The 19,007-nt window shown below is 59.7% G+C and carries 15 protein-coding genes; 2 read left to right on the forward strand and 13 right to left on the reverse strand.

The annotated features are described in order from the left end of the window. Positions 1-322: 322 nt before the first annotated feature. The 5 genes from dnaK to VE23_RS07835 form a co-directional block, all read right to left on the reverse strand. The gene (dnaK, locus tag VE23_RS07815; RefSeq protein WP_048746676.1) at positions 323-2,161 is read right to left on the reverse strand and encodes a molecular chaperone DnaK; all 1,839 of its coding nucleotides are present in this window, start codon (positions 2,159-2,161) and stop codon (positions 323-325) included. A 90-nt stretch (positions 2,162-2,251) separates the two neighbouring features. Continuing rightward, on the reverse strand, positions 2,252-2,857 hold the full coding sequence (grpE, locus tag VE23_RS07820; RefSeq protein ID WP_069202441.1) for a nucleotide exchange factor GrpE: 606 nt from the start codon (positions 2,855-2,857) through the stop codon (positions 2,252-2,254). Positions 2,858-2,957: 100 nt separating this feature from the next. Further along, the gene (gene hrcA, locus VE23_RS07825) at positions 2,958-3,986 is read right to left on the reverse strand and encodes a heat-inducible transcriptional repressor HrcA (RefSeq protein WP_048746674.1); all 1,029 of its coding nucleotides are present in this window, start codon (positions 3,984-3,986) and stop codon (positions 2,958-2,960) included. Between the two features lie 142 nt (positions 3,987-4,128). Next, the gene (locus VE23_RS07830) at positions 4,129-4,962 is read right to left on the reverse strand and encodes a sugar phosphate isomerase/epimerase family protein (protein ID WP_021879825.1); all 834 of its coding nucleotides are present in this window, start codon (positions 4,960-4,962) and stop codon (positions 4,129-4,131) included. Between the two features lie 206 nt (positions 4,963-5,168). Further along, positions 5,169-5,636, reverse strand: a complete 468-nt coding sequence (locus VE23_RS07835; protein ID WP_021879826.1) for an N-acetyltransferase — start codon at positions 5,634-5,636, stop codon at positions 5,169-5,171. Positions 5,637-5,835: 199 nt separating this feature from the next. On the opposite strand from VE23_RS07835, the gene VE23_RS07840 reads away from it, so the two are divergent. Beyond that, positions 5,836-6,378, forward strand: a complete 543-nt coding sequence (locus VE23_RS07840) for a DUF1572 family protein (protein WP_021879827.1) — start codon at positions 5,836-5,838, stop codon at positions 6,376-6,378. Beyond that, positions 6,375-6,671: a hypothetical protein gene (locus VE23_RS07845; RefSeq protein WP_049867699.1), complete on the forward strand. Its 297-nt coding sequence runs from the start codon at positions 6,375-6,377 to the stop codon at positions 6,669-6,671. The genes VE23_RS07840 and VE23_RS07845 overlap by 4 nt, the downstream gene beginning before the upstream one ends. 143 nt (positions 6,672-6,814) lie before the next feature. On the opposite strand, the gene VE23_RS07850 is transcribed toward VE23_RS07845, so the two are convergent. The 8 genes from VE23_RS07850 to VE23_RS07885 form a co-directional block, all read right to left on the reverse strand. After that, positions 6,815-9,172: an alpha-L-rhamnosidase-related protein gene (locus VE23_RS07850; protein WP_232317061.1), complete on the reverse strand. Its 2,358-nt coding sequence runs from the start codon at positions 9,170-9,172 to the stop codon at positions 6,815-6,817. 2 nt (positions 9,173-9,174) lie between these two features. After that, positions 9,175-11,493: a class I SAM-dependent methyltransferase gene (locus VE23_RS07855; RefSeq protein WP_049867701.1), complete on the reverse strand. Its 2,319-nt coding sequence runs from the start codon at positions 11,491-11,493 to the stop codon at positions 9,175-9,177. 7 nt (positions 11,494-11,500) lie between these two features. Further along, entirely contained in the window at positions 11,501-12,331 is an 831-nt protein-coding gene (locus VE23_RS07860; RefSeq protein WP_198156145.1) for a carbohydrate ABC transporter permease, read from the reverse strand. 4 nt (positions 12,332-12,335) lie between these two features. After that, positions 12,336-13,286: a carbohydrate ABC transporter permease gene (locus tag VE23_RS07865; RefSeq protein WP_021879832.1), complete on the reverse strand. Its 951-nt coding sequence runs from the start codon at positions 13,284-13,286 to the stop codon at positions 12,336-12,338. Between the two features lie 166 nt (positions 13,287-13,452). Next, positions 13,453-14,805 carry an ABC transporter substrate-binding protein gene (locus tag VE23_RS07870; protein ID WP_049867702.1) on the reverse strand — a complete coding sequence of 451 codons (1,353 nt, stop codon included), beginning with the start codon at positions 14,803-14,805 and terminating at the stop codon, positions 13,453-13,455. Between the two features lie 76 nt (positions 14,806-14,881). Continuing rightward, a complete protein-coding gene (locus VE23_RS07875; protein ID WP_049867703.1) occupies positions 14,882-17,008 on the reverse strand; it encodes an amylo-alpha-1,6-glucosidase in 2,127 nt (708 codons plus the stop codon). Positions 17,009-17,170: 162 nt separating this feature from the next. Beyond that, positions 17,171-18,193, reverse strand: coding sequence for a LacI family DNA-binding transcriptional regulator (locus VE23_RS07880; RefSeq protein WP_049867704.1), 1,023 nt, complete (start codon positions 18,191-18,193; stop codon positions 17,171-17,173). 348 nt (positions 18,194-18,541) lie between these two features. Continuing rightward, complete coding sequence (locus VE23_RS07885) at positions 18,542-18,949, reverse strand: HEAT repeat domain-containing protein (protein ID WP_048750104.1); 408 nt, start codon at positions 18,947-18,949, stop codon at positions 18,542-18,544. Between the last annotated feature and the right edge of the window lie 58 nt (positions 18,950-19,007).

Genomic DNA, 19,007 nt, shown 5'->3' on the forward strand with positions numbered 1-19,007 from the left:
CTTCCCATCGCTGTTGAAGACAACTTTCTTTTTTCACAACCCCTTAAAAGGGTTGAAATTTGTCTTCAAAGGCGACCACTGACGTTTTTCCAGACCCGAACAGACCACTCCCGCATATCCGCATCTAAACTCTTACTTTCACCCTTGCTCAAACACGCAACAAACGGCTTGCCGCCCTCTCCCTCCCGGTGCCCCGGGCCGGATGGCCGCAGGGCGCTGCTTGGAAAAAGGCGGAGCCGCTTGATGGATGGCTATTGCTATGGTAACGCGAACGGCTCCTTCAAGTCCATCCCTGTCCATTCGCGTCGAAGAAGCAACCCGCTTACTTCTTGTCGTCGACGACTTCGTAGTCGGCGTCCACGACGTTGTCCTTGCCGCCGGCGGAAGCTCCGCCCGCGTCTGCGCCAGGAGCGCCCTGCTCGGCTTGAGCCGCTTGCTCATAAAGCTTAACGGACAGCTGCTGCACGATTTCCGTCAGCTCCTCGGTCGCCTTCTGGATGACTTCCAGATCTTCGCCGCCGATTGCCGCCTGCAGAGCTTCCTTCGCTTTGTTCGCTTTTTCGATCTCGCCCGCATCGACTTTGTCGCCCAGATCCTTCACCGTCTTGTCGACGGAGTAGATCAGCTGGTCGGCATTGTTTTTCGCTTCGACGAGCTCTTTGCGCTTGCGGTCTTCCTCGGCGTTCAGCTCGGCGTCCTTCATCATGCGCTCGACTTCCTCGTCGCTGAGGCCGCTCGAGGATGTGATCGTAATCTTCTGGCTCTTGCCCGTGCCTTTATCCAAGGCGCTGACGTTCACGATGCCGTTGGCGTCGATGTCGAAGGTGACTTCGATCTGCGGAATTCCGCGCGGAGCCGGCGGAATGTCTCCCAGCATGAAGCGTCCAAGCGTCTTGTTGCCCGAAGCCATGGAGCGCTCGCCTTGCAGGACGTGGATTTCTACGCTTGTTTGGTTGTCCGCATAGGTGGAGTACACTTGGGATTTGCTCGTTGGGATCGTCGTGTTGCGGTCGATCATTTTGGTGAACACGCCGCCGGCCGTCTCGATGCCGAGGGAGAGCGGAGTGACGTCGAGCAGCACGACATCCTTGACGTCGCCGGTCAGGACGCCCGCTTGAACGGCAGCGCCGAGAGCGACGACTTCATCCGGGTTGACGCCTTTATGCGGCTCTTTGCCGATCAGCTTCTTGATCGCTTCCTGCACGGCAGGAATGCGAGTGGAGCCGCCGACAAGGACGACCTTGCTGATCTCGCTCGCGGACAGGCCGGAGTCGCTCAGAGCTTGACGCGTAGGTCCGAGAGTGCGCTCGACGAGCGGAGCTGCGATCTCTTCGAATTTGGCGCGGGTAAGGTTCATCTCCAAGTGCTGGGGAACGCCGTCTACCATCGTGATGAACGGCAGGCTGATCGTCGTCGTCAGGACGCCGGACAGCTCTTTCTTCGCTTTCTCGGCCGCATCCTTCAGGCGCTGGACGGCAGCCTTGTCCTTGGACAGATCCGTTCCATGCTCTTTCTTGAACTCGGATACGATATGGTCGATGATGACTTGGTCGAAGTCGTCGCCGCCGAGGTGGTTGTCACCGCTTGTCGCTTTGACTTCGAAGAAGCCGTCGCCGAGCTCGAGGATGGAGACGTCGAACGTGCCGCCGCCAAGGTCATAGACGAGAATCGTTTGATCTTCCGTTTTCTCGAGGCCGTAAGCAAGTGCTGCGGCCGTCGGCTCGTTGACGATGCGGAGCACTTCGAGGCCGGCTATTTTGCCTGCGTCCTTGGTCGCCTGGCGCTGGGAATCGTTGAAGTAGGCCGGTACGGTAATGACCGCTTGCGTCACGGCTTGGCCCAGGTAGGCTTCCGCATCGGATTTCAGCTTCTGCAGAATGATCGCAGAGATTTCTTGCGGCGTGAAGTCTTTGCCGTCTACCGTTTCCTTGTGGTTTGTGCCCATATGGCGCTTGATCGACATGATCGTGCGGTCCGGATTCGTGATCGCTTGGCGCTTGGCCGTTTCGCCGACGATGCGCTCGCCGTCCTTCTTGAAGCCGACGACCGATGGGGTCGTGCGGTTGCCTTCCGGATTCGGAATGACGACGGCTTCGCCGCCTTCCATTACCGCTACGCAGGAGTTCGTTGTTCCAAGGTCGATGCCGATTACTTTGCTCATGAGTATATCCTCCTTCGTTTTCATCCACATTTTATAAATGAAGTATAACCTCTGTATCTTAAAGGCAGCTTAATGCGCCGGGACGACCGCTTAACCGCTGACCTTGACCATCGCAGGGCGAAGCACCTTGTCCTTGAGGATATAGCCCTTCTGGACTTCCTCCACGACGATGCCTTCCTCATGGTCTTCCGACTCCACCTGCATGATCGCCTGATGGAACTCGGGGTTGAACGGGCTTCCGACCGCTTCCATCGCTTTGAGGCCTTCCTGTTCAAGAACGCCTTGCAGCTGGCGGAAAATCATGTCCACGCCCTTGGCAAGCGAATCGGAATCGCCGCTGCCGGCTGCCGCCGCTAGCGCGCGCTCGAAGTTGTCGACGACCGGCAAAAGCTGGGTCAGAAGCTTCGAGGAGGCGTACTGGGCAAGCTCTTCCTTCTCCTTCTGCGTGCGGCGGCGGAAATTGTCGAAGTCCGCCTGTGCGCGCAGATAGCGCTGCTGGTGCTCCTCCGCCTGCTTCGACAGCTCGTCGTAGCGCGGATCTGCTGCGGGAGCTTCGGCTTCCGCCCCGCCCTCTGCCGGAGCCGGCTCGCCTGCCGCGGCAGCCGATGCCTGCTCGGCCGTCTGCTGATCCGGGTCCATCCTATCCCCTTCGTGATGCTGTTCCTGTTCATCTAGCGTATTCTTCTTGGATTCCAAGCATACTCACCTCCTGCAATAATCGCCGCTAGCGGCTTATGTACCGGGATCTCGCCCGGTCATCCTGCACCATGGCGGTGCGGGATCCAATGTCTCCGCTTCAGCGCTGCCCTCCGCGCCCGATCATCAAATGCATGTTGCTGCTGAGCGCTCCCAAAAGGCTGATGACCTTGCCGTAGTCCATCCGGGTAGGGCCGAGAATGCCGATCGTGCCGAGCGAATGTCCGTCGAGAGCATAAGTCGCCGTAATCAGGCTGCAGCTCGCTATCGCCTCATGGTCGTTCTCGGTTCCGATCCGCACCTGGATGCCTTCCGGCATGGACGAGAACAGCTTCAGCATCGTCGGCGTCTCGTCGAGCAGATCGAACAGAGTCTTGACCTTGTCGACATCCTTGAACTCCGGCTGCGTTAAGATGTTGGTCGTGCCGGAGACGAACAGCCTGCCGTCCTGCTCCGGCCGCAGCGCCTGTTCAAGTATGCCCAGAAGCCCTTCGATCTGCTCGGCGTAACGACCCATTTCTTCCCCGGCTTCCGAGAACAGCCGCGACTTGAGCCGCAGCAGCGGAACTCCGCTCAGCCTCTCGTTGAGGAAGCGGACCGCCTTCTCCATGTCGCTCATGTCCAGATCGGCCGGAATCGTCACCGTGCGGTTCTCGACATGGCCGGTATCCGTGACGACGATCGCGACCGCCTTGTCTCCGCCAAGGGGAACAAGCTGGAAATGCTTGAGCGCCTGATTGACCGAATCGGGTCCGAGCACGATCGAGGTGTAATTGGTCAGGTTCGAGATAATCATCGCGGCATGCTGGACGACTTGCTCCATCTCGATCATCCGGCTCGCAAAAAACGACCGCATGGTCTTGAGCTCGTTGTCCGTGACGCTGTCATGCTTCATTAAATGGTCGACGTAATACCGGTATCCCTGAATGGAAGGGATGCGTCCGGCCGATGTATGGGGCTGCTCCAGGAAGCCGAGCTCCTCCAGATCCGCCATCTCGTTGCGGATGGTCGCAGGGCTGAAGCCTACGTCTCCCCGCTTGGAGATGCTGCGGGAACCTACAGGCTCGGCAGACCGGATATAGTCATTGATGATGGCGCCAAGAATAAGCTGCTGTCGTTCGGTTAACATCCGCGTTCTCCTCCCGTGCGTATCCATTTTCGGCCGGCTTGCCGGTTCGCCGTTAGCACTCCACCTTGATGAGTGCTAACATTTAATACAAAAATACCAAACCTACTCGACGATTGTCAAGTGATTTGGTATCTGCAAGGCTTCAGCCGGCCGCATAGGGCTCCACGATTCGGCGCACCCTCTCGATTCCGGCCCACATGTCCCCGGGACCGTCATAGATGATGACGTAGGAGCCGTCGTAACCCGAATGGCGGACAGCTTCCAAACAAAGGCGAAGCTCCTGCTCGTCCGGGATGCCGTGCTCGTCGAACTCGGCCTTGGCGTGCACGGACAAGCTTCTCGGCAAAATCATCGCCAGCTCTTCGTATTTGGCCGCGCCCTTGAAATTGCCGAAATCCGTTATCATCGCCAGCGGCTTCTCCGTCCGCCCGAGCAGCTTGAGGCAGCTGGGACCTGTGGAGGTCAGAGGCTTGAAATTCTCCGTCACGATGCGCACCCCGCATTCGTGCGCATAGGCCGACAGTCTGTCCAGGCTCGCAGCGGAGCGGGCTAGAGCCCCCTCATCGGTCGGCATCGCTTCTCCTGCAATGACCCGCACCTTCTTCGCTCCGGCAAGGGCGGCAGCATCGATCCAGGACGAGATATACCGCTCGTCCGCCTCGACTCTGCGTGGATCCGGCGAAGTCAGATCCCCGTAGTCCAGCAACAGCGTATCGAATGCGATTCCTGCATTCCGAAATGCGGCTCTGAGCTTCATGAGATCGTCCGGCTCCCGGGAAGGAAAGTGGAAGTGGCATACCTCGAGCGCCTGAAAGCCTTTCGCTGCCGCTGCAGCGGGCAGCTCCAGCAAGGACAGCTCTTCCGGCTGCGGCTCCAGCGCCGTCCTGTGGACGCCGTCCTCCTCGTCCCATATCGTCCAGCGAAGAGGACCGAGAAGCCGATGCAGGCTCCATGTGCTGACGGATAAATACGACATTTGGCAGCATCTCCTTTAGGATAAGCATATGTTGAAGAAATCGCTTTCATGTCAGGCCGGCTTTTCACCCGAAAACTCATCTTCCTTCTATAAACCCGGCCGATTCAGGCGGGCAGCCTGCCCGAAAGAAAAAGCGCCCGTCCCCCGGGCGGCTTCTTCTTCTGCTTCGCGATCGGCCCCTTCAGTTCCTGCCGGAAGCCGGCTGATCAAATATTTCGCAAAACCGCGATCTCGTCGCAGGCATGCTGCTTGGGGCAATGGATGCAATCGGTCCATACTTTCTCCGGAAAAATATCCTTGTTCACGACGGCAAATCCATTGCGCTCGAAGAAGCGGACTTCATAGGTCAGCGCCATGATCTTCGGTATGCCCTGCTCCTGGGCATTCTTGATCAGCAGATCGACGATTTTGCTGCCGATGCCGTATCCCTTGTATCCTTCCGTAATCCCGAGCGAGCGGATCTCGACCAGGTCCTGCCCCAGCCGCGTAAGAGAGCCGCAGCCGACGACATCTCCATCGAGCTCGGCAATGACGAACGTATCGATCTGCCGGAGGAGCACTTCCCTGGACCTCGGAAGCATGATCCCCTTCTCTGCATAATTTTTGATCAGCTCATACAGCGTATCCACGTCCTGGGGGCTTGCTTTGCGGCACAACGCTTCCTTTACCAGCATCCATGGTCCTCCTCTCGGCCTTTTTTACAATATGAATAAATATACATCAAATAGAATTAATGCTCAAGAAAAAAATCCGCCTGCCTATCTGCCGTCTCCCGATAAAAATAGCTTGGCCTGCCGATCGCAAAATCGGTTTGCCGGATATTTCCAGCAAGGAGTATGATAGGGGGAGAACAAGTCTAAGGAGGAAAACGACATGTCTTCTCAACAGCTCGGAAGCCATCTGCTGCAAAGCTGCCTCGCGACCTTCGAAAGCCAGAAGAAGCTGGCGGACCGCTCGCTCGGCCAAATCGACGACGGGGGCCTGTTCTGGACGCCCTCGCCGGAATCCAACAGCATCGCCGTCATCGTCCGCCATCTGTCCGGGAACTTGAAGTCCAGATGGACCGACTTTCTGACGGCCGACGGGGAAAAGCCGGACCGCAACCGCGACGGGGAATTCGAGCTTCCGCCCGGGACGGACAGGCAGGCTGTCCTCTCCGGCTGGGAGGAGGGATGGGCCGCTCTCCGGACGGCCTTCGATTCCCTGCAGCCGGAAGATCTGCTCGGCACCGTCCTCATCCGCGGCGAGCGGCATACCGTCGTCGAAGCGATCCAGCGCCAGGTCGCCCACTTCAGCCATCATGTCGGGCAGATCGTGTATGCCGCCAAGGCGTACCGTTCCGGAGACTGGCACACGCTCAGCATCCCCAGGGGCGGCTCGGACGCTTTTAATGAAGCGAAAAGAAGCGGTGGATGAGGAACAACCGTTTCTTCGTGACCGGCTATCTCGTCTTCAGCCTGATTCTTGTCGTCTTCTTCCTGTTCATTCTGATCGACATCTGGTGGGCTCTGAACGTGCCCAAAACGGGGCCGATCGGGAACGGGCCGCCGAAAATGTCCGCGTACGCATGGATAAGACTTGGCACCACCGGAAGCCTCGGTCTAATCAATCTCATCCTGGCTCTCGTCCTGTACCGGCAGCTCCCTCCCCATTCGGAAGAAGATCCTCATCGAACGGAAGAGAACGGAACGGACTCGAAAGCCGGGTGACCGTCTGTTGACGTTGACGGCGCAGCGGCCAGCAACTAACTAGCGATCTGCATACGACATGCAAGCAGCCTGCTTACGGCAAGCAAGCCTCGGCAATGCTGCCGCAAAAAAGCCTGCATCTAAGGATGCAGGCTTCTATTCATTCAGGAGCCGGCCGCCGCCAGCTTGACGACCCGGACCTCGTGCTCCCCTTCGCCCTCGACGTCCGCATAACATCCCTCGCCGTCGGCTTCCAGCCTGACCCGGAGTCCGTCCAGCAGCACGGCTGCCGCCCCCAGCGCTTCTCCCGGCAAGCGCAGCCTAACGGTCCAGCCTTCGCCCTGCAGCTTCCAGCGGTACACATCCTCAGCTGCCGTGAGCCGGATCTCATACTGCTGCAGCTCCGCCGCGTGCTCGCCCAAGCCGAATCCGACGTTGGAAATGGCGGCTTCCTTCCATTCCTCCGGCAAGCGGGGCTGCAGCGTCAGATGCTTGCGGTACGCTTCCGGACCGATGCCGAACATGTACGCCGCAAGCGGCCACACGATGCCGTAATTGGTCCATGCCTGCACGAAGCAGCCATAGTCCGGAGACATCTCCGACATGGAGCCCGGCAGCCTCCGGTTGAAGGTGGAGGCGATCATCCGCGCATAGCGGAGCGACTCGTCCATCCGGCCGTAACGCGCCTCCGCCACGGCTTGAACGCCGGTCGATATCGTCATCATCTGATCGCGGTACATGCCGGACAAATACGTTCCCCAGCGGCCCGTGAACTCCTCGCTTGCCATCCGGTCCAGGGCGCGGATCGCCTGCTGCCGCGGAGCGAGCCCCGCTTCCATCGGCGTGTTGATGACCCAGTTTTTGAACAGCCACGGCTTCTCGAGCTCGGGATGCAGCCCTTCCATGTCGGCCTTCATCGCCAGGAGATCGCGCACGGCGTTATCGGCTCCGAATTGCCTGGCCCTCTCGATGTAGAGATCGATCCTGTCCCGGACCTTGCCCACCGGAGCCATGGCGTCCGCATAGAGGCCTTCCTCTTCCAGCCACATGCCCCGGTTGACGGCCTCTCCGACCCGGACGGCAAGCTCCGCCCAGCGGCTGCGGCGGCTCTCGTCTCCCAGCAAGGCCGCCATCTCCGATGCGGCGTTGAGCGCGGACCACGTATAGACGGCTGTATCGATCAGCTCGACGTTCAAGCCCTCGATCTCAATGATGCCGTAGCCTTCCGGCAGCAGGTCGCCGTCGGGGTCCATTTCCCCGAGCAGCCAGTCCAGTCCCTTCTGCACCGAAGGATAGAGCTCGTCAAGGAGCGCGGCATCTCCCGTCCATTTCAGCACCTCCCACAGGCAAGAGATGAAATGGGCCGTCTCCTGCGTATTGCCGGGATGGGCGGCAAGCCCGTTCGTCGACATCTCGTGGATGATGCGGCCGTTCCCGTTCGCCTGCTCCGAAGCCCGGTGCAGCAGACGCACCGTATCCAGAGCCGTCTGCATGCCTCCCGTTGCCAGCAGCCCGGGAATCGCATAGCTGCTGTCGCAGCCGAACCACCAGGGATACTCCGGCTGGCCCGCCCCGAGTCCTCTGCCGACACCCGGAACATCCCGAAGCAGCCAGTCCTGATGGAATTTCACCCAATGAAATGTTTTCTGCAAATGCTTGTCGGGGATATCCAGCTCGGAGGCGGATAACAGGCTTTCATACCGCAGCACCTTGGCCGCCCACAGCTCTTCGGCCGAGCCGAGCAGCTTCTCGAGGCTTGCCAGCGCGTCGAGCTCGCTGTGCAGCGAGCCGGCAACGGCGAACCGCATCTCGATCTCGCCTCCCGCGGGAAGGTGCTCGCCGGCGTATGTCAGCTCGCCGCCGACGCCCTTGCCCGCAGTCCAATGCGGTCCGAACAGCTCCCGGTCGATGTCGCAATTCGAGGCAGGAAGCGCGGAGCCGGCAGCGACATGCCAAGGCTGATGCTCATCCCTTGCGGTAAAGACGCCGCGCTCCGGATGGAATCGGCCTTGATCGAACCCTTCCCGCCACTCCATTCCTTCCGAGAACCAGACCGGACTCAGGTCGGTCCGAACCAGGAAATGGACATCCAGAGCGCGCGGACGATCCAGAAGATTTCGAATGGCGAATGAAACGAGAATGCCTTGCTCGCCGTCAGGACAAAACTGCCTGCGGACGATTTCCAGACCGAGCCTGCTCATCGTATACCGATGTTCATTGTGGAAGGGATGGTTCACGAAGATGCCGGCCTCCGTCAGCCAGACAGGTCCCGAAGCTCCGCCATCTTCTTCCCGGTCCCGGATGCCGAGCCAGAATCCGTCGAGAAGCTTGACGGGATGCAGCCACAGCCCGCCCATTTCAAGCTTGACGTGATGGCCGAAGTCCGGAAAGCCTCCATTCTGTCCCCCGATCAGGCACGCCTTGCTGCCCGGACATAGGAACAGATCCTGCCACGAGGCTCCTTCCGTGCTTCCCTCTTCCTTATATGGAGCCAGCTTCGGCCCTGTATCCCACAGCTTCATGTTCACTTGTCCTTCCTCCTATCGGTAAAAAAGCGGTCCGCTGCCGCGGCAGCGGCGTAACACAGGCAGCCGGCAGCCAGCGTAGCGGTCACGCCGGCCGTCATCGAGACGGCTGAGCCGAGCAAGGAGCCCCATATGCCGGCCAAGCCGCTCACGGCAAAGAAAAAGGCGGAAGAGCCCGGCAGCCGCCGGTCATCCTCGCGCAGCCCGGACGGAAGCGGCATGCCCATCGGCAAGCCGAGCAGCAAGGCGGAAACGCCGACGAACGCCAGCCGCGCGCTGTCTCCGGAGACCAGAAGACTATCCGACAGGGCAGGCTCCGCCAGCAGCAGTAGGACCGCTGCCGCAAAAGCGGCCCCGGCGCCGGCGTAGGCGGGAAGCCGGAAACGGCCTGCGGCCGCGCTTCCCAAGCTTCCTCCGAGCAGCAGCGGCATGATGACGGCAATGGATGCAAGCGCAGGACTGCCGAGATAAAGCAAAGCCTTTTGGATGAGCGCCGTCTGGACGGACATATAGCCGATCCCGAGCAGCAGATAGAGCGGGTAGGATTTCAAGCGCGGCTTTCCAGCCCGCAGCCTTGAAGCCCGGCCTGGCCCGTACTCTCCGATTCCGATCACGAATGCAGCCAGCAGGGTCAAAGCCGCGGCGGCAGCCAGCCATTGCCCGAGAGCGGGCGGCAGGCCGGGGTCCACCTGGAAGAAGAACGGCCGGTCATCCTTGACGGGATGGACCGCGTAGTCGGAATCGCGCACGAACCGGTCGAACGGGACCTGGCCTTGAACGAGCGGCTTCAACAGCTCCTCGTCGGAGCCCGGAAGGAACAGCGGCCGCAGCCCCAGCGAGCGCGCCCCGGTCTGAAGCAGGTTGAGCTGGCTCGAGTCGAGCGGCGTGTTCTGGATCACGGACAGGGTAAGCTGCGGCGAGGACGACTGGTCCGTTGCCAGAAGCAGCGCCGTGTGGCGGGAAGCTTCCGCCGCCGTGCGCTCCCCGTCCGACATGAGCGCTTCAAGGCCCGTATAATAGGCTCGGACGCCTTCGACGCCTTGATGGGACAGGATGGCGAGCCTTCCTCCCGGCGCCAGCTTGGCCAAATACTCCTTGAACGCTTCCCTCGTGAACACGTAATTTTCAGACAAGGCTTGGCCGCCCATGCCGCCCACCTGCGAATAGACGAGATCTAGGACGATCAGGTCATAACCGCCGGCGCTGCGGGTCAGCACGCTTCTTCCGTCGCCGACGACGGTCTTGACGCCGGGACGATCCAGGAGGCCTCCGTTGTAGTCCGCCTGCTCCCTCATGCTCCGGACGATGCCGGAGCTCAGCTCGACGGCAGTGACATCCTTGGCTCCGGCAAGCAGCGCGTACAGAATGTCGCGTCCCCCGCCCGCTCCGATGACGGCGGTCCGATCCGCGCGTCCAGCGGCGAACGGCAGGAACTCGATATCACGGGCAAGGCCGGCAACGGAGCTCAGGCTGCCGTCGAACCGGTACATATAGCTTCCGGCACCGCCGTTGACGAACAGCATGCGGCGGCTGTCATCCGCGGTCGCGACCGTGTCCGTGCGGGCGAATCCGTCCCAATGCGTCGAGACGACATGGGCGGAAGGATCGCTGCGCAGCGTCCCGACAATCGTCTTGTCAGGCGCAGCCCCGTGAAAAGCGGCGAAATCGAGCTGCCAGCCGTCCAGCTGCCTGGCCGTCTCGAAGGCGGGCGGCGTCGCTGCGAGCAGCAGCACGGCTGCCAGGACGGCATATCTCCTTCTCATGCCCCGTCCGCCGGCAAACAAGGCGAGCGCCGCCGCGAAGGCAGGCGCCGACATGAGGAACACGGCCGCGAAGCCGCCGAGCCGTTCCGTCAGGATGTAGCCCAGCAGCGCGCCGGCCGCTGCGCCGAGCAGATCGGCCGCATATACGGCAGGCGCCGGAGCGGTCCCGGAAGCGAGAGCCCGGCCCGTGACCCAGCCGAACAGCAGGAACGGCAGCGCGCACAACAGCGCGTAAAAGGCTAGCTGCCCCGAATAGGGAAAACGGGCCAGGACAAAGCTCAGGAGGATGGCGTATCCTCCCGCAGCCATGCTTGCCCAGCCCGCAGGAGCCGCAGCCTGCATCCTGCCGGCCTTGCCTCCGAAGCGGACGGCGGCGTAAGCGCCGGCCCCGGTGCCGAGGACGGCCAGCGAGATCAGAAGCGACACATAATGATATTGAAGCAGCACGCCGAGCACATTCGTCAGCGCGATTTCCAGCCCCAGCATGGATGCCGACAGCAGGCCGACGCCTGCCAGCCATCCCGCTCCGCTTCGGTTCAAGGTCAGCTTGGCCATAGGCTTGTTATCCTTTCATTCCGGTCAGCGTGATGCTTTCCACGAAGTATTTCTGGCCGAGGAAATAGAACAGCAGAGAAGGCAGCATCGTGACGACGGAAGCCGTCATGAGGAAGTTCCACTGGACGTTGTTCTCGCTCTTGAAGAAGTTGATGCCAAGCGCCAGCGTATACAGCTCCGGCTTGTTCAGGTACAGCAGCGGAGTCATGAAATCGTTCCAGACGCCGTTGAACTGGAGGATGGCCACCGTGATGATCGCAGGAATGGTCAGCGGCAAAATGATGCGGACGAGAATGCCGAGCGTGCTGGCGCCGTCGATCTTGGCCGCCTCCTCCATCTCGACGGGAATCGTCATGAAGAACTGCCTCAGCAGGAAGATATAAAAGGCCGTGCCGAAAAAGGCCGGTACGATCAGCGGCAGCAGCGTGTTCATCCATCCGAGTTCCTTGAACAGGTAGAACACCGGAATCATCGTGACCGAGGTCGGCAGCATCATCGTCGACAGCATGAGGATGAACAGCATGTTTTTGCCCTTCGCCTTGAAGCGGGCGAATCCGTACGCGACGACCGTGCAGGACAGCACCGTTCCGATAATGTTCGGCACGGTGACGGCAAGCGTGTTGAGCAGCCAGCGGCCGAACGGAAGGCCCGTGAAGGTCGTGATGTAGTTGTCCCAACGGATCGGATCGGGAATCCACTTGACAGGAACCGTGAACACTTGATACGACTCCTTCAACGAAGTGGACAGCATCCAGGCGAAAGGAACCAGCATCACGAGCGAGCCGGCCAGAAGCAGCGCATACACGATGGTTTGATGGAGCCATTTGTTTGTTCGCATGCCTTTACTTCCTTTCCCCTTCATAGTAGACCCAGGCGTCCGAGGACTTCACGACGATCAGCGTCAGCACGAGAATGATGATGAACAGGAACCAGGCGAGCGCGGAGGCGTAGCCCATGTTGAAGTTCTCGAACGCGTGCTGGAACAGGTAGTAATTGTAGAACAGCGTGGAGTTCATCGGTCCGCCTTTCGTCATGACATACGCCTGCCCGAACGTCTGCAGCGCGCCGACGATGCCCATGATCAGGTTGAAGAAGATCGTCGGAGTCAGCATCGGGACGGTGACGTTTTTCAGCTTCTGCCAAGCGTTGGCTCCGTCGAGGTCGGCCGCCTCGTACAGGGACGGCGAGATGCCCTTCAGGCCGGCCAGCCAGATAATCATGCCCCCGCCTACTCCCCAGAGGCTCATGATGACCATGGAAGGCATCGCCCAGTTGGGATCGTAGATCCAGCCCGGTCCCGAGATGCCGAAATAACCGAGGATCGTATTGAATAATCCGATTTCCGGATTGAATATCCACATCCATAAAACCATGACCGAAACGCCGCTGACGACGGCCGGCATATAGAAGATCGTGCGGAACAGCCTCATTCCCCAGGCGGCCTGATTGAGCAGCAGGGCCAGCGCAAGCGAGAACACCAGTCCCAGCGGTACGGATAAGACAGAGTAGATTACGGTTACTTTGAGCGAAGTCCAAAAAAGCGGATCATGATTCAGCGCCTTGGAATAGTTTTTGAACCCGATAAATTTTGCTGGCGTCAGCAAATCCCATTTGGTCAGGCTGATGATAAACGAAGCGATCATCGGACCGAGCACGAATGCCAGAAATCCGATCAGCCAAGGAGAGATCAGCACATAAAACCATATGGCTTCCTTGCTTGTAGCCCGCATTGCCTTCTTGCGGGGAGCAGCTGCGGTTGTTGCGGAAGCGCCGTCCATCTCCGGCATATTCATCTTTTATCACCTCAAGCGGATTAAGTGGGACCGACTCCGCCGCCTCAAGGCACTGCGGCTGGTCCGTTCGGTTGCAGGCAGGATCCGTGCAGCCGGGACAGGGGAAGACGATCCTCTTCCCCTTCCTGCTGCGCGGCAGCGCCGCCAAGCGGCGCCATCCCAAGGCTTACTCGGATTTGGCCGTTTGCAGGTCCGCATCGCCTTGTTTGGCGGCTGCGTCCAGCTCTTTCTTCACGTCGATCGGCTTGCCAAGCATCATTTTGTCCATGACCGATTGCAGCGCCTTGCCCCCGGTCGTGCTGAAGTAAGGGCTCGTTTTTTCCGGGAAATCCTTGATGTTCGGGATATCGTCGAGGAAGGGCTTGAGAGCCTCGTCATTCGTCTGGCCGAGCTTCTCAGCGGTAGCTTTGACCGCCGTGAACGCATAGGCTCCGAGAAGCTCCTGTCCTTCGGGACCGGTCAGGTATTTCAGGTAGCTCCAGGCCTCGTCCTTGTTGGCCGACTTGGAATACAATCCATACCCGGCGTAGCAGATCGTATTGGCCGCTCCGCTCGGGCCGGCCGGCATGGCGACGACGCCGAAGCTCAGGTCCTTGTTGCTCTTGTAATCCGTCACCGGCCAGCGGCCTCCTACGCTCATCGCCACTTTGCCTGCCGCGAACAGATCGACGCCCTTGAACGCCGCGCTTTCGGTGCTGGACGGGGAAATGCGGTCCTTCTGGTACATGTCCTGGTACAGCTCAAGCGCTTTCACCGTTCCGTCGCTGTTCATGAAGCCGTCGAACTTCTCTCCGTCGGGGCTGATGACGCTGCCGCCGTACGCATTGATCAGAGGCAGGACGGCACGTGTCCACGCGCCTGGCAGGTTGACTCCCCACTGGGTGATGCGGTCGCCGTCTTTCTTCGTCAGCTTTTTGGCCGTGTCGTACAGCTGCTCCCAGGTCCAGCCTGCTTGCGGATAGGGCAGGCCCGCTTCGTCGAACAATTTTTTATTGTAGAATACGGCCAGGTCGGAATAGTCCTTCGGCAGCGTGTAGTATTTATCGCCGAGCTTGCCGACGTCGAGGACGTTGGCGTAATAATCGTCCAGCTTGATTCCGTTGTCGCCTTGAATATAGGAGGTCAAGTCTTCAAGCGACCCCTTGTTCATGAACATGCTGATGTCTCCGTCGCCGATCTGGAATACATCCGGCGCCTGGCCGGCTGCGATCTGCGTCAGCAGCTTCGTGCCGTATTGATCCGGCACGGATTCGATGGACACCTTTACGTTGGGATGCGCTTTCATATAATTGTCCGCAATTTGCTGCTGGATCTTGAGGCTGTCTCCTCCGTCCCACGTTCCGACGCGGAGCTTGACTTCTTTCGCTTCCGTGCCGCCTGAAGCGTCTGCGTTGCTGGCTTTGCCGCTGTTCCCGCTCGCCGCGTTGCCGGAATTGGAGCCTGAATTCGTACCGCAGGCCGTCAGCGCGATCGCCGCCGACATCCCGATGGCCAGTAATGCGGTTCCTTTGATCTTCATGATTGGAACACCCCTCTAAAATAGTGGTTATATTAAGGGCCGGCGCGGGGCGCGGGCCCGAAATACCTTCATTCGCCTATTGCCGTCCTGCCAAGGAAACCATGTCGACGGTCCAGCCATCCGGCAACTCAAGCACCGTAGTCCGATACTCGCCTCCAGTACGCACGATTTCCACCGCCAGCCGTCCGTCGCCGATCCGCATCCCCTTCACGGACAGGCGGTTCATTCCTTCCGGCAAAGACGGCTTCAGGCTGATCGTCCTGGAGGACGGATCGAACTTCAGCCCCGTCATCGCCGTGACGAACACGAGCGGAGTCGCCGCGGCCCATGCCTGCGGCGAGCAGGCGACCGGATAGCGGACCGCGCGGCCTCTTGAAGCCGAATATCCGCAGAACAGCTCCGGCAGGCGGCCGTTCTCGAAATGTCCGGACGCCTCCAGCAGTCCTTCCATCACGACAGCGGCTTCCTTGTCGAGGCCGTACCTGGCAAGGCCCATCAGACAAAGCGAATTGTCATGCGGCCAGATGCTGCCGTCGTGGTAGCTCATCGGGTTGTAGGCTTTCTCGCCTTCCGCCATCGTGCGGATGCCGTAACCGCTGAACATCTCCGGCGAGATCAGCCGGCGGGCAACCGCCTCCGCTCTCTCCGGCGACACGAGGCCGGACATGAGAACATGGCCCGGGTTGGACGTCACGGTGCCGACCTGCGCGCTGTCTCCATCCAGGGCGATCGCGTAGTACTGGCGATCCTCCATCCAGAAGCGCTCCTCGAACCGCTGCCTCAGCGCTTCGGCTTCCGCCTCGAGGCGCACGGCCTGACCGCTCCTCTCCGGATCGTTCAAGGTCCGGAACAGGCCGGCGAGAGCTTGCTTGGCTTGATAGACGTAGCCTTGCACCTCGACCAGGGCTACCGGAGCTTCGGCGTAGCGGCCGTCCCGATGGACGACGGAATCGGCGGAATCCTTCCATCCCTGGTTCGCAATGCCTTTGGATGACTCCTGATAATAGGAGGTGAAGCCTCTGCCGCCGTGGTCCCCGTACCGGTCGATCCACTCCAGCGCCCTGTCCGCATGGGGCAGAAGCCGCTTGAGCGTATTCATGTCCCCGGTCCATCTGACATATTCCCCGAGCAGCACCAGGAACAGAGGCGTCGAATCCACCGATCCGTAATACGGATTGAAGGGAACCTGATTCGTGTTCGCCAGCTCTCCCTTGCGGAGCTCATGCATGATTTTGCCCGGCTGCTCGTCGCGCCAAGGATCTTCCTTCGTCCCCTGGAAATGAGCCATCGTCAGAAGAGTTCCTTTGGCCGCTTCCGGCTGGATCGGCAGCAGCTGCAGCGCCGTAATGAGGCTGTCGCGGCCGAACGGCACCGCGAACCATGGCAGACCTGCGACAGGGAACGGTCCGAAGCCGATGTCCGTCAGCAGCACGCGGATATCCTGCAGGCCGCGTCCGTACAGCCGATTGAAGGCGGGCAGATCGCTGTCGACGGATGTCGCCTGCTCGTTCCACTCCCGGTACGACCGGCGCAATGCTTCCAATGCCTCGTCCCTCGGAACGAGCCGCGCTTCCTCCTCTCCGAACGTCGGGGCGAAGCTGAAATGAACCGCGCTTGACTGTCCGGATTCCAGCTTCATCCGGAATGCCGCTTCCCCTTCGGGAGAGAAGCGGTCCGCTTGCCTGGACCAGCGGGCGATGAGGCTGCGCTTGATGCCGTCCAGCCCGTCATAAGCGAACGCAAGCCCGTTCTCGCCAGGCAGAGGCGGAGCTGCGACGCCTGCGCCTCCGCTCTGGAAACCCCGGATGACGAACATATCCGTGAAGTCGGCCGCGAATCGAAGCGACAGCTCGAATTCCCACATCGTCGGACTGTAGTTTGTCGCTTCAACCGTTTCATAGAGCACATCGCCGTAAATGAAGCGGGTCCGCTTGATTTCGATGGATTCCCGCCACAGCTCGAGCTTGCCGTCCATCTCCATATGCGGATTCGTAAGCAGGATGGTGGACAAATAATTCTCATCCGCCTCCGAGGAGAGGACAATCGGCTTCTTGCCGTTGATCCGCAGCTCCAGCACGCTCAGAAAGCGGGTATCCCTTGTATACAAGCCGAAGCCTTGTCCTTCTTCCTGCCGCTCCGGGATATCGCCCGAATGGTCGGTCATCAGGAACAGATCGTTCTCTTTTATCACGCGGTAGTCCATGTGTATGCAATCCCCTTTAGATCTCCAAAACGTTTTGGACAACTTTACATGATGTCCATAAATGATCATGCCTTATAAACACTGATATTCCTTAATTAGGAAGCGCTTACGTGTCAACCAAAACGTTTTGGTAATTTCCGAAAATAAAACGCCCTTCCGCTGTCACGGTTTTTCACAGGGCGACGTGCTTTCTCTTATCATCAATTCGTTATGGAGCATGATCTTGTGATTCACAGGCCTGCCTTCAATGAGGTCAACGAGCAGCTGGGCAGCCTGGTAGCCCATTTCGTATTTGTTCTGGCGGATGGTCGTAAGCTTGGGAGAGCTGTAGGACGCGATCGCAATGTCGTCGTATCCCACGATCGAGATTGTCTCCGGCACCTTGCCGCCGCTGCGCTCGACTGCCCTCAGCGCTCCCAGAACCATCAAGTCGCTCGCCGAAAATACGGCCGTCACTTCAGGGTGATGAAGCAGAATCTCGAACATCGCCTCGCAGCCGCCCTCTTCCGAGAAGCTGCCGTTGAACACCAGCTCGGGCCTGTAGGCGATCCCGTGCTTCTCCAGCGTCTTCCGGTAGCCGCTCAGCCTCTCCAGGCTGACCGCCGCATCGTTGTGGCCGTTGATCATCGCGATATGGCGATGCCCCTGCTCGATCAGATGCCTGACCGCCATGGAAGCTCCCTCCACGTTGTCGGTCGTGACATGTCCGAGGCAGCTGCCCTCGGCAGGAATGTCGATCAGCACACATGGAAAGTTGGAGTCGTAGGTCACTTCCTGCAGGTACGGGTCCTGGACTCGAAGGCCCGATATGATGGCGCCGTCCACGTTCCTTTCCTTGCACAGGTCGCTGTAGGATTTGGACATCTGCTTCTTGGCGTTCGTGCTGAACAGCATGATCTCGTAATCCAGCTCTCCGGCCCGGTCGTTGATGCCGCACAGAATCTCAAATGCCATCGCATCCTTCGCTCCGGCCCGGTTGATATCCGACAGGATCACGCCGAGCGTCCGCGTTTTCTTGGTGACCAGGCTGCGGGCGAGCACATTGGGGCGATAGTTGAGCTCTTTGGCTGCTTTCTGGATTTTTTGGCGGGTTCCCTCGTTCACATCGTCATAGCCGTTCAACGCTCTGGAAACGGTTGTGACGGAGACTCCCGCATACTTCGCCAAGTCTTTTATGGTGGTCAGTCTTCCTCACTCCTTTCTTCCAAAACGTTTTGGAAGTCTTTACCCGCTCAGTATAACGGAAAACCGAAAACGCTTGCAACAGTTTTTTTTATTCCTTTTTTTACTTGTCCCGACAACCTGCAATGGAGCTGGAGCATGCCCAATGCGGCACCGGTCGGAACAAAGAGAACCGAGCCATGAATGCCGTCCGGATAAAAAAGCCGGATAAGAGCCTGGCCGTTCTCCATCAAGCGCTAGGATTGCCAACACGCCGAATGAGAGCCGGCAGCCGCTGCCCGTCCAGAATCCAACACAAAAGCCGGGCCGGACCTGTCTTGGACAGATCCGGCCCGGCCTGGCTTGCCGAGCTTATTTGCGGTCGAATGAAGCCTTCCAGACGCCTTCCAGCCAAGAATCGAACTCAGGGCCTTTTTCGCCTTCGTAGACGTCATAGACATCGCTTCTCGTCTTCCTGAGCTTCTCCTTGAAATCCTCCAGGGAATGGCCTTCCGGAAGGCTTTTGCGGATGCGGACGATAATTTTGGATACGCCCTTGACCGGCTCGGATTTGCTGCGCGCCGGAGCTTGGACCGGCTCGCCGAAGCCCTTGAGCCCCGAGTAGGCCGCTTCGCGGACGGCATAGACCGGGTCGCTCGCGAGCAGGCGCGTCATGATTTCAACCGACTGAGGCTGCTTGTGCTTGCCGAGCTCCTTGACGGCGGCAAGACGCGCCTTCCAGTCGGAAGTGCGGCTGGCCGCACGCTTGAGCTCCGCCATAGGGTCCAGTTCTTGTTCCAGCTCCGGCTTGAATTCTTCCTGTTTCAATGGAAATTTC

Origin of the sequence: Paenibacillus sp. D9, from assembly GCF_001188365.1 — a bacterium.
Classification (GTDB): Bacteria; Bacillota; Bacilli; order Paenibacillales; family Paenibacillaceae; genus Paenibacillus_O; species Paenibacillus_O humicus.